Origin of the sequence: Methanosarcina soligelidi, from assembly GCF_000744315.1 — an archaeon.
Classification (GTDB): domain Archaea; phylum Halobacteriota; class Methanosarcinia; order Methanosarcinales; family Methanosarcinaceae; genus Methanosarcina; species Methanosarcina mazei.
In genome coordinates this window covers 3,906,595-3,920,539 of sequence record NZ_JQLR01000001.1, presented here as the reverse complement: position 1 = coordinate 3,920,539, position 13,945 = coordinate 3,906,595, and the positions used below count along the sequence as shown (strand labels likewise).

Annotated in this window: 10 protein-coding genes; all 10 read left to right on the top strand. The window is 43.5% G+C overall.

The genetic code is table 11. From position 1 onward, the window contains the following. The first annotated feature begins 35 nt into the window (after positions 1-35). Positions 36-1,802: a ribosome biogenesis/translation initiation ATPase RLI gene (locus M886_RS16780; RefSeq protein WP_048051560.1), complete on the top strand. Its 1,767-nt coding sequence runs from the start codon at positions 36-38 to the stop codon at positions 1,800-1,802. 173 nt (positions 1,803-1,975) lie between these two features. Further along, the gene (locus M886_RS16775; protein WP_048051559.1) at positions 1,976-4,168 is read left to right on the top strand and encodes an ATP-dependent DNA helicase; all 2,193 of its coding nucleotides are present in this window, start codon (positions 1,976-1,978) and stop codon (positions 4,166-4,168) included. Between the two features lie 756 nt (positions 4,169-4,924). Further along, positions 4,925-6,226 carry a histidinol dehydrogenase gene (gene hisD, locus M886_RS16770; RefSeq protein ID WP_048051558.1) on the top strand — a complete coding sequence of 434 codons (1,302 nt, stop codon included), beginning with the start codon at positions 4,925-4,927 and terminating at the stop codon, positions 6,224-6,226. 104 nt (positions 6,227-6,330) lie between these two features. Then, a complete protein-coding gene (locus M886_RS16765) occupies positions 6,331-6,741 on the top strand; it encodes a DUF1699 family protein (protein ID WP_048039974.1) in 411 nt (136 codons plus the stop codon). A gap of 1,279 nt (positions 6,742-8,020) precedes the next feature. After that, positions 8,021-9,760, top strand: coding sequence for a 2-oxoacid:acceptor oxidoreductase subunit alpha (locus tag M886_RS16760; protein WP_048051557.1), 1,740 nt, complete (start codon positions 8,021-8,023; stop codon positions 9,758-9,760). Continuing rightward, positions 9,747-10,598 carry a 2-oxoacid:ferredoxin oxidoreductase subunit beta gene (locus M886_RS16755; protein ID WP_048051556.1) on the top strand — a complete coding sequence of 284 codons (852 nt, stop codon included), beginning with the start codon at positions 9,747-9,749 and terminating at the stop codon, positions 10,596-10,598. The genes M886_RS16760 and M886_RS16755 overlap by 14 nt, the downstream gene beginning before the upstream one ends. Before the next feature lie 433 nt (positions 10,599-11,031). Beyond that, the gene (locus tag M886_RS16750) at positions 11,032-11,631 is read left to right on the top strand and encodes an archaellin/type IV pilin N-terminal domain-containing protein (RefSeq protein ID WP_048051555.1); all 600 of its coding nucleotides are present in this window, start codon (positions 11,032-11,034) and stop codon (positions 11,629-11,631) included. A gap of 77 nt (positions 11,632-11,708) precedes the next feature. Then, a complete protein-coding gene (locus tag M886_RS16745; protein WP_048051554.1) occupies positions 11,709-12,485 on the top strand; it encodes a hypothetical protein in 777 nt (258 codons plus the stop codon). Positions 12,486-12,746: 261 nt separating this feature from the next. Then, complete coding sequence (locus tag M886_RS16740; protein ID WP_048051553.1) at positions 12,747-13,238, top strand: hypothetical protein; 492 nt, start codon at positions 12,747-12,749, stop codon at positions 13,236-13,238. Between the two features lie 15 nt (positions 13,239-13,253). After that, positions 13,254-13,775, top strand: coding sequence for a hypothetical protein (locus tag M886_RS16735; protein WP_048051552.1), 522 nt, complete (start codon positions 13,254-13,256; stop codon positions 13,773-13,775). The last annotated feature ends 170 nt before the right edge of the window (positions 13,776-13,945 follow it).

The window sequence follows — 13,945 nt, the reverse complement described above, 5'->3', positions numbered from 1 at the left end:
CTTATCCAATCAAAAACGTAATTCCGGGGACTAATATGAGAATAGCTATACTTAACAAAGACAGGTGCCAGCCCAGAAGGTGCAGCAAGGAGTGCGAAAAGTACTGTCCCAGAGTCAGGACAGGAGATGAGACCATTGTTTTTGAGGCAGACGGAAAGCCGGTCATCTCCGAGGAACTCTGTGTGGGCTGCGGAATATGCGTCAACAAATGTCCTTTCGAAGCCATTATGATCATAGGGCTCCCTGAAGCCCTGCAGGAACCAACTCACAGGTACGGACCAAACGGTTTTGCCCTTTTCGGGCTTCCGGTACCCAGGACAGGAAAAGTAACCGGTATTCTGGGACCTAACGGTATAGGAAAAAGTACCTCGGTCCAGATCCTCTTAGGAGCCCTGGTCCCCAATTTCGGGAAGGGAAAAGGAGACTGGGACACTGTACTCGAGCATTATGCCGGAACTGCGCTTCACGATTATTTCAAGGACGTTGTGGATGGGAGGGTAAAGGTTTCCCAGAAGCCCCAGTATGTTGACCTCATTCCCAGAGCCTTCAAAGGAAAAACCTCTGAGCTGCTTGAGAAAACCGATGAAAGAGGCGTTCTGGACGAGCTTATCGACCATCTTGGCCTGAGAAGTGTTATAGGAAGAAATATTACCGAATTGAGCGGTGGAGAACTGCAGAGGGTTGCTATTGCTGCCTGTGCGGCAAGAGATGCTCAGTTCTATTTCTTTGACGAAATAAGCCCTTATCTTGATATTTACCAGAGGATCAACGCAGCTCGCCTTATCCAGGAAATTTCAAAGGACAGGGCAGTACTTGTGGTCGAGCACGACCTTGCACTTCTTGATATGCTTACAGATGTAATTCACATAGCTTACGGTGAACCCGCAGGCTTTGGTGTGGTTACTCTTCCGAAAAGTGTGCGTGTGGGGATTAACCAGTACCTTAAAGGCTACCTCCCTGAAGAAAACATAAGGATTCGCCCTGAATCCATCAAGTTTGAGATCCATCCTCCAAGGGAAGATGCCCAGTTCAGGTCCATGATTTCCTTTAACGGTTTCTCAAAGAAGTTTGGGGACGGATTCTCCCTCAAAGCCACAGGAGGAAACCTGCGTGAAGGCGAGGTGCTCGGGATAGTTGGTCCTAATGGGATAGGGAAATCAACTTTCGTAAAAGTTCTGGCGGGTGAAATAAAGCCCGACGAAGGAGACCCGGGAATCGAGGTAAAAATCTCCTACAAGCCCCAGTACATCAAAGCCGATATTCCTTTGAGTGTCCAGGACTTCTTAAGGGGCATTTCAAAGCAGTTCGGAAGCAGTTATTATGAGGTTGAGATCTCAAACCCTCTCCAGCTTGAGAAAATTTACGACAGCCTGCTTACAGACCTCAGTGGTGGGGAACTTCAGAGGGTAGCAGTTGCTGCCTGCCTTTCCCAGGAAGCAGACCTCTATATTCTTGACGAGCCGAGCGCCCACCTTGATGTTGAGCAGCGTTCCATGGTCACCAAAGTCATCAACCGTTTTGCCGAAAACAACCAGAAAACCGCCCTGGTGGTTGATCACGATATTTACATGATAGATATGCTCAGCCAGCGTCTCCTTGTTTTTGAAGGAGAACCCTCAGTTTACGGTGAAGCCCACGGTCCTTTCAGCATGGAAGGCGGCATGAACAGGTTCCTGAAAAACCTCGGCATAACCTTCCGAAGGGATGAAGAAACAAGGCGTCCCCGTGTAAACAACCTTGGCTCAAGGCTTGACCGGGAGCAGAAAGAAAGTGGAAACTATTATTATTCTGCTAAGGAGTGACCTCTTAAGAGCCAGTTTGCCAGGGACTGATCCTGCAAAAGCCTGCTGTTCCAGATTATGAAATGCTTTAAGGTTTACTCAATGAAAACCTCAACCTTTTCAGGGGAACAGCTCCGGCATTTGCACTGCGGTTTCAAAATAGTTTTATCTTATGTGTGAGTTTCTGATTTTCAATGAAGATAGAAAGCCTCGACCTGCCCGATGAAATAAAGCGTTTTTACGAAAACTCCGGGATTCTTGAACTTTATCCGCCACAGGCAGAAGCTGTTGAGAAAGGCCTGCTTGAAGGAAAAAACCTGCTTGCTGCAATTCCTACGGCTTCGGGAAAGACTCTTCTTGCCGAGCTTGCGATGTTGAAGTCTGTGCTCAATGGAGGAAAGGCACTCTATATCGTGCCCCTGAGAGCTCTTGCTTCCGAGAAATTCAGGCGGTTTCAGGAATTTTCCGTACTGGGCATGAGGGTCGGGATTTCAACAGGAGACTACGACAGGCGAGACGAAGGGCTCGGCATAAATGATATTATTGTTGCAACCTCTGAAAAAACAGATTCCCTGCTCAGGAACGAGACTGCCTGGATGCAGGAGATCTCTGTTGTTGTGGCAGATGAAGTTCACCTTATTGATTCTCCAGACAGGGGTCCGACGCTTGAAATCACCCTTTCAAAGCTCAGGCGAATGAACCCTTCCTGTCAGGTCCTTGCACTTTCGGCAACAGTAGGAAATGCCGATGAGCTTGCAGCCTGGCTTGATGCCGAACTTGTATTAAGCGAGTGGAGGCCCACCGACCTTATGGAAGGGGTGTTTTATAACGGGATTTTTTACTGCAAGGATAAGGAGAAGCCTGTTGGGCAGCCAACAAAAGATGAGGCAGTAAACCTGGTTCTCGATACTATAAAGGAAGGAGGACAGTGCCTTGTTTTCGAGAGCAGCAGGAAGAACTGCATGGGTTTTGCAAAAAAAGCAGTTTCTGCAGTAAAAAAGACTCTTTCTAATGAAGACCGTGAAACTCTTGCAGGCATTGCTGACGAGATCATTGAAAACAGTGAAACCGATGTTTCATCAGTTCTTGCCACCTGTGTCCGTTCAGGGACAGCATTCCACCACGCAGGCCTTACAACGCCTTTGAGGGAGCTTGTAGAAAACGGCTTTCGTGAAGGGCGTATAAAAATTATTTCAAGCACTCCTACCCTTGCAGCAGGGTTGAACCTTCCTGCCAGGCGTGTGATAATAAGGAGTTACCGGCGTTACTCTTCAGATTCGGGCATGCAGCCAATCCCGGTACTTGAATACAAGCAGATGGCAGGAAGGGCAGGGAGGCCGAGGCTTGACCCTTACGGAGAAGCTGTCCTGCTTGCAAAGTCTTACGAGGAGTTTGTCTTCCTTTTCGAAAAATACATCGAAGCCGGAGCTGAAGATATATGGTCCAAGCTGGGTACGGAAAATGCCCTCAGGACGCATATACTTTCTACGATCTCGAACGGGTTTGCCCGGACAAGGGAAGAACTCATGGATTTCCTCGAGGCAACATTTTTCGCTTTCCAGTACTCAAACTTCGGGCTCTCCGCGGTTGTGGACGAATGCCTGGACTTTTTGAGGCGGGAAGGTATGCTTGAAAAAGACCCCGATGCCCTTGTTTCCACGGTTTTCGGAAAACTCGTATCAAGGCTCTACATCGACCCTCTCTCTGCAGCTCTTATTGCAAAGGGCTTGAGGGAAGCAGGTACCCTTACCGAGCTTACCCTTCTGCACCTGATATGCAGCACTCCGGATATGCGTCTTATGTATATGCGGAGCCAGGACTACCAGGAAGTCAACGACTACGTAATGGCTCATGCAGACGAGTTCTCAAAGGTTCCGAATCCCTTCAATATCGCCGAGTACGAATGGTTCCTTGGTGAGGTAAAGACCTCTCTCCTTCTGATGGACTGGATACATGAGAAGCCCGAAAACGAGATCTGTCTGAAGTTCGGGATAGGGGAAGGAGATATCCATGCAACTGCAGATATTGCCGAATGGATAATGCATGTTACAGCCCAGCTTGCAGGGCTCCTCGACCTTAAAGGTGCAAAAGAAGCCTCAGAACTGGAAAAGAGAATCAGGTACGGAGCAGCCCCGGAACTTATGGACCTGCTTGATATCAGAAGTGTGGGGCGCGTGAGAGCAAGAAAACTTTATGAGGCAGGCTTTAAGTCCACAGCTGAGCTCGCAGCAGCTTCTCCTGAACATATAGCCGTACTTGTAGGACCAAAGATTGCTGAAAGGATTTTCAAGCAGATCGGTCGTAGAGAAGCGGTATCTGAATTTTCTGATATTGAGCCTCTGGAAAAAGGTTCTTCCGATGGGCAGAGGACAATCAGTGATTATTGATTCTGACTAATGATTACCGGTTACTTTGAGATTTCTTTCATGTTTTTTAATTTATTGCTTTTTGGGATTAATTGTTTTCTCTATCCCTGAGTTCCGAGAGAATTTTTAATTTTCGACAGTGTAACATAAGTTATGTAAAATCACAAATCTCAAGAAGTTATTGAGTAGAAAATTCCACATCAGAAGATCAATTTCCCGATAATACACAAAAACTTGACTTCAAATTTACAGCAAATTCGCGACACTGCCTAATTTTCTCTACCTGCCCTGCGCCGGGCCAACAGGATGACAGTCAGCAGATCTAAAAATAGGTTTGAACCGGTGCCGCAATTATATGAAAGAGAATGCTGAAGAAGTACACCCTGGCTTGAAGTAATATTTTTGCTATCTTTCTTTGTTCCCAAAATTGGATTTAAATTTCCAGCTAAATGTAGAAACTCATCAGTTTTTCTGGCGGTTCTTTCCAAAGGAAAAGGAAATAGGCCGCTCTCCTTCGTTGATCGGGACAAGAAAGGTTTAGTAAAGCGAATATGGCTGTACGGGTTATGGTGTTTACAGGTCTTTCTTATTGAATCAGCCCTTTTCTATAAAGCACTGCTTTCTTATTTCTCCGCTTTTTTGCTTGAATCCAGGGTAAAATATTAAATGAGATCAGAGATTTAATGAGAGCAGATTATATCAAATTCTAAATTAGTACCGAATTTATTCAATCCGATCAGGATCAATTATATTCAGTTTTATTGGGTAATCTCAGAGATGATTATAATGTTATTCAAAAAGTTGTCTGATGTTTCGGAAGCTGAAATGCAGAGGTTAATTTCCCGGGGGTCCGGGCTTGCAGATGTTGGAGAAACCGTATCAGCCGTACTTTCTGACGTGCGCATGAAAGGAGATGCTGCCCTCAGGGAGTATACAAAAAAGTTCGATAAAGTTGAACTTGCAAATTTTGAAGTAAGTGAAGAAGAGTTTGAAAAAGCTCTCTCCGAGATCGGGCCTGAACTGCTTGGACACCTTAAAATTGCAGCTGAAAATATTCGGGCTTTCCACAGGGCTCAGATGCCTGAAACTACCTGGTTTATGGAACTCCAGCCAGGGGTTGTCCTCGGGCAGAAGGCAACTCCTCTTGAAAGTGTAGGGGCTTATGCTCCCGGAGGGAGGGCTTCCTATCCATCGACTGTATTGATGACAGTAATCCCTGCCAGGGTTGCAGGAGTTGAGCAGGTTATTGTGTGTACTCCTCCCAGGGCTGACGGTTCCGTACACCCTCTTACCCTTGCTGCTGCAAAGGTTGCAGGTGCGGATAAGGTTTTCAAGCTCGGGGGAGTGCAGGCAATAGGGGCTATGGCTTACGGGACTGAAACCGTTCCCAGGGTGGACAAAATTGTCGGTCCAGGAAATGTTTTTGTGACCTCTGCCAAAATGCAGGTAAGGGATATTGCTGAGATTGATTTTCCGGCAGGTCCGAGTGAGGTCCTTATCATAGCAGACGAGTCTGCAGATGCTGCTATGGCTGCTTCGGATATTATAGCCCAGGCAGAACATGACCCGAATGCGGTTTCCGTGCTTGTGACGACTTCGGAAACTCTTGCAGAAGAAGTGGAGCAGGAAGTGCTCGCCCAGGCCGAAAGTACTGCAAGGAGTGAAATTGTGAAAATTTCTCTTGAAAATGCAGCAGTTCTGATTGCAGACTCTCTTGATCAGTGCATTGACTTTAGCAATAAATTTGCACCTGAGCACCTTGAAATTATGGTGGAAGATTCCGATTTTGTGCTTGACAGAATTAAAAATGCAGGATCGATATTTATAGGGAACTATGCTCCTGTTCCTGTCGGAGACTACGCTTCCGGTACCAATCATGTGCTTCCTACGGCAGGGTATGCGAAGATCTATTCCGGGCTGAACATAAATCACTTCCTCAAGTATTCCAGTATACAGAAAATCAGCAAGAGTGGGCTTGAAAGTTTGAAAGAAACTGTAATCGCATTAGCTGAGGAAGAAGGTTTGAAGGCACATGCTGACTCTATCAGGGCTCGTTTCGGATACAGACCCTCTAAATAATATTTCTGCTAATCGATACGTATATAAAATGTTAATGCGTAAACAAAATTTGATTTTTAAATAAATAAAAATTTAATTCGTAAATAATGAGTGGGGACTATAATATGAAAATCAGAGTGGTTAGTTCACGGGAGGAAATTCCTACCCTTAATCCGAATGAGAAGGTTATCCACCTTGCTTTCAGGCCGTCTAACAAGGATGTATTCATGCTTGCTGAAACATGTCCTAAAATTGAAGCCATACAGCTTCCTAAATCTTACAGGAGGACGGTTTCAAAGTCAATAGAGATGTTTCTGGAGATGCAGAAGATAAATCTCCTGGAGGGGGATGTCTGGGGCCACCGAAAGGATATAAATGAATACTATAATGTCTCTCAGAATGTCCTGGAGAAGATTCAGGAGTTAAAAGCCGATCGGTTTTCAAATGAAATGATTGCCGAGAAGCTGTCAAGAGAAAGCAAGCTGAATTCGGATATGATTCTCTATATCCTCAGCAGAAAAGGCGAACTGTCCTGATGCACGCGTTTTTGCCTTTTCACAGCTTTCAGGGAAAAAGACTTATTCTCTTCTAACCCGTAAAAAATGATTTGCTGAAAGGGCAGGCAACTTTTTAAGACCATGTCTTAAAAAGTTTTTTCTATTTTGGATATTTATTTTCCGGACTATTAACAGGCAAGGTTTCAGGGCTGGTATTTCTATCTTTGACCAGTTTTCTCCAATATTCTCTATGTTTTACTAGTTTTTTCCAATATTCTACATGTTTTATTAGTTTTTTCCAATACTCTCCATGTTTTTTTAACAGCAACAACAGGCCGCTTCCTGAATAAATTGCATAAATAAAGAAGTCCAGAGGATAAACAAATCCAGAGGATAAACAAATCCAGTAAAAATGAAACTCAGAATTTTAGGATAATAAAACGTGAACTATTTCTTCCTGAATTCTTCGTCTGGCGGCTCAGTTTTGAGGGAAATGACTTTTCGTTTTCCAAGTTAAATGCATATCTCTAATTATATGTAGATTAATATAAAATTCGGTTCAAATTAGAAATGCTTATCACACTGTAAACTTCTATGTAATAATTAATGGAGGCAGGCATGAGTAATCCTGTTGATGTTCTGGCCTGTGCAGTTACCTCATTGATTTGTTTTTTCATATTATATGCCGTACTTCAGACGGACATACTTATACTTGGAGTTGTATTGATAGGCTGCATCCTTTTTGGAAAGATGCTTTATTTATTCTAATATTTGGCATGAAAGTTCTCTCAAGTACTTTCATTTTTTTGGCATGTTATTCGAAGAATATCATGTGTGTTTTTTGTGAAATTCTATTCCTGAAAATGCTTCTCTCTGTAAGGACAAATATTTCAGGACAGGTCAGTCCTGTAAGGCATCCGGTAAGTTCCTGATTATAAGATTCGCCTTAATTTTGTGCATATAAACGGACTTATTTATTATTGTTCAATGCCACGTATTATCGTCAGTATTTCTCCCAAATTCAGGATCGGACCCCGAAGCAAGATTATTTAAGGTTTAATATTAATACTTTTAGCTAAAGGGGATAAAAGCCTTAAAAGGCAGAAAAGAACAGGAAACGAAAGAATTTGAAATAAAAGAAGTTCCTGTTTTACTTAATTGTTTTAGAAAATTATTGCTCCGTTTTTCATAATCCTATAGTCCCGCAGTTCTTAAATTATATTTAAGGAATGTGCGGGAGCTGTCGAAGGCAGGGATGTGAAGATTAACTGAAATAAATTATAGAAAAGCACTGAGCAATTATAAACATACAGGAAGTTTGGAGGTTAAGTTTCTGGACTACACACTTCGAGTAGGGGGAGAAGCCGGACAGGGGTTACAGACAATAGGAGGAGCCCTTGCAAAAATCTTTTCCAGAAAAGGGTATCACGTTTTCACGCACCAGGACTATATGTCCAGGATACGCGGCGGACATAACTTCTATCAACTCCGCTTTTCTGACCGGGAAGTAATGGCTTCTAAAGAGCTAGTTGATATTCTTCTGGCTCTCGACCTTAATACGATAGAAATCCATAAGAATAGTGTTAGAGAAGACGGATTTATTCTATATGACTCCGAGAGCATGAAAAAGAAATTTGAAGGTCCTCAGTTTATAGATATCCCTTTCAGAAAAATAGCTCTCGACGTCGGAAAGAAAAGTGTCATGGCAAATACCGTAGCAACGGGGGCAGTGCTGGGACTCCTTGACCTTGGGCTGGATCTTCTGAACGATATTTTGAGGGTGACTTTCGAAGACAAAGGGAAGGAAATTATAGAACAAAACATAGCCTGTGCAGAGGCGGGGTATAATTATGCCCATTCAAACTGCTCCCGTTGTGAAGCTTTCGGAATTCCCGAGCCTGAAGCAAAAAAACTCCTTCTAATAGACGGGGTTCAGGCAATAGGGATGGGAGCCCTCATGTCAGGCTGCACTTTCTACTCGGCATACCCGATGTCACCTTCAACAGGGATTCTGAACTATCTTGCTTCCAGGGCTGAAGAATACGGTCTTGTGATTGAGCAGGCTGAGGACGAAATCGCGGCAATCAACATGACAATAGGGGCTTCCTTTGCAGGCGCCAGAGCTATGACCGGCACTTCCGGAGGAGGTTTTTCCCTCATGTCGGAAGGCATTTCCCTTGCAGGGATTACCGAGACACCTCTCGTGCTCGCAGAAATGCAGCGTCCTGGACCGGCTACCGGGTTGCCCACACGTACAGAACAGGGAGACCTGCTTTTTGTCCTGAATGCAGGGCACGGAGAATTTCCAAGGGTGATCTTTGAGCCGGGAACCCCGGAACAGGCTTTTTACCTTACCAGTAAAGCCTTTGAACTTGCAGAAAAGTACCAGATCCCTGTTTTTATCCTTTCAGACCAGTATCTCGGAGAGTCTGAATGGACTTTTGAAAGCTTTGACCTCAAACGCCTTATATATAATGATTACAGGGTCAGGGAAAAAGATCTGGAGGGGGCAGAGGATTATAAACGCTACGGATACACGGACACTGGAATCTCTCCTCTCGCAGTCCCCGGAGAAGCAGGAAAGCATCTCGTTGTTGCAGATAGTGATGAGCATGACGAAGAAGGGCACATTATAGAGGACGCCGAAACGCGCATAAAAATGGTCCAGAAAAGGCTGCTGAAAAAACTGCCTCTAATAAAGGAAGAAATCGAAGCTCCGTTGCTGTACGGGGATTCCTCTCCGGAAATAGTGCTCGTAGGGCACGGCTCTACTTACGGTGTGATAAAAGAAATAGTGGACATATTTTCAAAGGATAAAAAAATTGCAATGATGCACTTCAGCCAGATTTATCCGTTTCCCGAAAGGGACAGGTTTGATTACATAGAATTCCTTAAGAATGCAAATCTTGTTATTTCTGTTGAAAACAACGCCACAGGGCAATTTGCAAAACTCATGCGAGCCGAAACAGGCTTCGAATTTGCCCGCCAGATCTTGAAATATGACGGAAGACCTTTTACCATAGAAAAACTGAAGGAGGAAATCGATGCCTGCCTCTGAAGATTATGAAGGCCAGGTCCCTGCCTGGTGTCCTGGATGTGGAAATTTCCAGATACTATCAACCATCAAACAGGCACTTGCCGAACTTGGCATCGAGCCCTGGGAAGTCCTGCTGGTCTCGGGAATAGGACAGGCAGGTAAACTGCCCCATTACATAAAGTGCCATACTTTCAACGGGCTGCATGGAAGGACTCTCCCTGTTGCCACTGCTGCAAAGCTTGCTAACCACTCCCTGCATGTAATTGCGGTTGCAGGAGACGGGGACTGTTATGCCGAAGGCGGAAACCACTTCCTTCATGCAATCCGCAGGAACCCGAATATCAGCCTTTTTGTTCACAACAACCAGATATACGGGCTGACCAAAGGGCAGGCATCTCCGACATCAGCTAAAGGGACACATACGCCAGCCCAGCCTTTCGGCTACCTTGCACACCCATTTAATCCGCTTGCCCTGGCAATTTCTCAGGACTGCAGTTTCGTAGCCAGGGGGTTTGCAGGAGACCAGGAGCACCTGAAAGAGCTTATTAAAGCCGCAATTACTCACAGGGGCTTTTCCCTGCTTGATATCCTCCAGCCCTGTGTAACGTTTAATAAAGTGAATACCTTCAAATGGTACCGTGAAAGGGTTTACAGTCTCGAGAGCGATTATGACCCTTACAACCAGACAAAAGCTTTCGAAAAAGCCCTTGAATGGGGAGATAAAATACCCAACGGCATATTTTACAAAAGCGACAAGGAAACCCTTGAAGAAATGATGCCGACACTTCATGAAATGCCTCTCGTGAGGAAAAAGTTCTCACCCGAAGACGTGAAGCACGAGATTGAGAAGTTTTATTGAAAACTTCACTAACTTCCTATTTCTTTTTCTATTTATTTATTTATTTATTTATTTATTTGTCTATTTATTTTGCTTTTAATCTGAAGACCTTTATTATTCTGATAAGGTCCAAAATCCCTGTTTTTCTTCAAAATACTCTGTCTGAAAATAATCTAATCTTTAATCATAACTTCTATAAATTAAATAAGCACTAATATAAAAACTTTATAATTTTCTAGCAAAAGTTAATAAATTAAGAGGGTGTAGTATCTGTTGTAAAATTATAAACCTGTATATGGAGAGTCGGTGATGGGAACCATAAGCATCAGCTCCTGAACATATATTCCCTATAGTAGATCAAAATTGAAAAAATAATATTAGGTGCTGGGGGGAATGGGGCCTTCTGATTTTTCTATATACCTTCATTCAAAAGAAATGATGGAGTGAAAACAGAATGAAAGGGATTTTTAGTATCTTTAGAAAAGACGATCGAGCCTTTACAGGGCTTGAATCCGCAATAGTGCTGACCGCCTTCGTAGTGGTGGCAGCAGTTTTCTCTTATGTCGTGCTCGGGGCTGGTTTTACAACCTCAGATACCGCCAAGAAGACCATTGACGAAGGCGTCAAACAGACTACTTCTTCTGTAGAGCTTGCAGGTGATGTGATTGCAATAGAAGGAAATGAAGACAATGAAACAGCTGACGCAGTAGAGAAAATTCTTGTCACTCTTCAGCTCACAGCAGGGCAATCCGCAGTAGATATAGGAAATACTCAGGACGATGGAATGCTGGTAGTTTCTTATTCAGACAGTTCAAAGTATAGCAATAATTTGACTTGGTCACAGAATTTTATCGGAGCCAATGATGGAGACAGTGTACTAGAACAACATGAGAGAGTGGAACTGACTATTTTCACTCCAGAAAGTTGTTTGATAAATAAGTCTTCACCGGAAAACGCAGAGTTCAGAATTGAAATAAAACCAAAGGTTGGAGCAATACTCCCATTTTCTAGAGTTACACCTCCACAGATTGATCCGGTTATGAACCTGAAGTAACCCCGTAAGTAAGGGGATACTTCCCCTTTTACTGCTATAAAAACGAAAATTTTTATTTTCGTTATCAGGTGGTAAGTATGGAACTTGATAAAAGAGTTGACGAAATAGAAACTGACCTTAAAATCATGAAAGGGGAGATCAAAGAATTACTTATTGACATAAGAGATCTTGTGAATAAAAATGAAAATCCGTTCTGCAGCATCCCATGCCCTGAAACATTAAAAAACCCGGCACCGGCTAAAGATGAAACTGAATGTAACCAGCCAAACGTGGCCGGGAATGAAGACGCAGAATGCAGGCCTTGTGAAGGAGTTTCGGAAACAGAGAATCAAACTATACAGAAGAACGAAGATTCCCTGCAATCAGTCATATCAGACCGGAAAAGTCCTGTACAAAATATCAGGAAACAGGAAGAACACAGACCTGAACCTGAGAGCTTCCGGAAAATCGATACGTTTATGCTTGTCGAACTTATGCGCTGGGTGGACTATGCTGTCAGGACAGTAGGTCACGAGAACCTCGAAGGACTTCTGAACCTCTATGCTCTTACGGGACATCTCCCTGAAGAGACAAAAAAGATTATCGAAAACATTGCAAACCTCTCAATTGAAGAGCCCGCTGAAGAAGACAGGGTCAGTATGAAAGATAACATAACTGTACTTTCGCAGTTGAGTGCAATCCTGAGCCCTGAAGGCTTCAGGAAGAATATCCAGCCATTTTATGAAACTCCGGGCTGGAGAGATAAAGAAAATGAGAAAAAAACAGGGCTTGTCTCAGTTGAATTTAAGCCTCAGAAAGCTGAGAGGTCAAAACGAGCCGCTTCCGGTAAATCTGATACCAGGCGGCGCATTTGACGCAGGTAGATACATCTTCGTAAATCAAATCAAACTTTCATAAACTAAAATCAAATCTTCGTAAATTAAGATTCTATAATTGAGAAATTGTCATCTTTATTAACGGTATCATCTGGCATTGCCCATTTAGCATTGTCCTGTTTGATACAGCTTCAAATCATACATTGGCCAGCCTGATAAACCGGCTGATCAAAATCAAAATCAAAATCAAAATCAATTTCTCCGGTCCAAAGATCGGTAAAGTAAAGCGGGGGTCGAAAATTGGGTGGGGAATCGATAAGCTCTGCAATTCTGACAATAGCATCCGTCATTTGTGCATTCGGGTTTGTTTCAGCTGTCTACCCCTCCGTCATCTCTGCCGGAGACCCTATAATGAGCCGAACGGACTCTATGGGAGACCAGATTATGACAGATATTGAAATCCTGCATGAAGCAAGAGGGGCTGAAGGTACGGAAATTCATGTATGGATAAAAAATGTGGGATGTAAGGAAATACCCTCATACACACTTCCCGATTCAGACCTCTTTTTCGGAGAGGTCGGGAACTTTGAGCATATCCCCTATGACGAAAACGGGAATCTGGCCCCAGGGTGGAGTTATCTTATCGAACAGGGGGGGGACAGTGACTGGGATAAAGGGGAAACTCTATGCGTAAAAATTAAACCTTCAGGTCTGCCTGTAAGCGGGAAAAAATATTTCATTAAGTTCAATACATACAACGGGGTTTCTGAAGAGGCCTATTTCACGGTTTAATAAGGGGTTCGAGTGATGGGGTTCGGGTCAATAATTGCAGCAATGATTTCGGTTGCAACCATCCTTCTAGCCTCTTACGTCTGCTCTAAAGGGGGGTTTTACATGGCAAACGGGCTCTCAAATTCGGTTATTGAAATGCAGGAAAACAGAAATGAAATTCTGAAGACCGAAATAGAGGTTAAAGGTGCTGAAAACGTCTCCACAGATGGAGTGGACATTCTTGTATCCCTGAAAAACACAGGCTCGACAAAAATCGGGGACTTCACTTATATGGACATAATAGTTGCCTATCAAAATGAATCGAACAGCATGGAGACGGTATGGATTCCCTATCAGGAAGAAGTCCTTTGTGAAAACAACTGGACAAAAATGGGAATCATTCCGGATCTCATAAACCCCGGAGTTTTTGACCCGGGAGAGGAGATGGAACTGATTGTCCGGCTGAACGCTTCAGACCTTTCCGGCTATTCCAGCATTAAATGGCTTCTTGTGACTGCCCCGAATGGAGTAAAAGCTTCATGGTATTTCAAAGGATGATCTTTCAAGTCGAGTAAACATTATTCAAATATACTAATATTTAGAGATAGTAATAATCCGAGATATTAATTTCAGAGATAGTAATAATCCGAGACATTAATTTCAGAAATCGTAATTTCAGAGATAGTAATAATCCGAGACATTAATTTCAGAAATCGTAATTTCAGAGA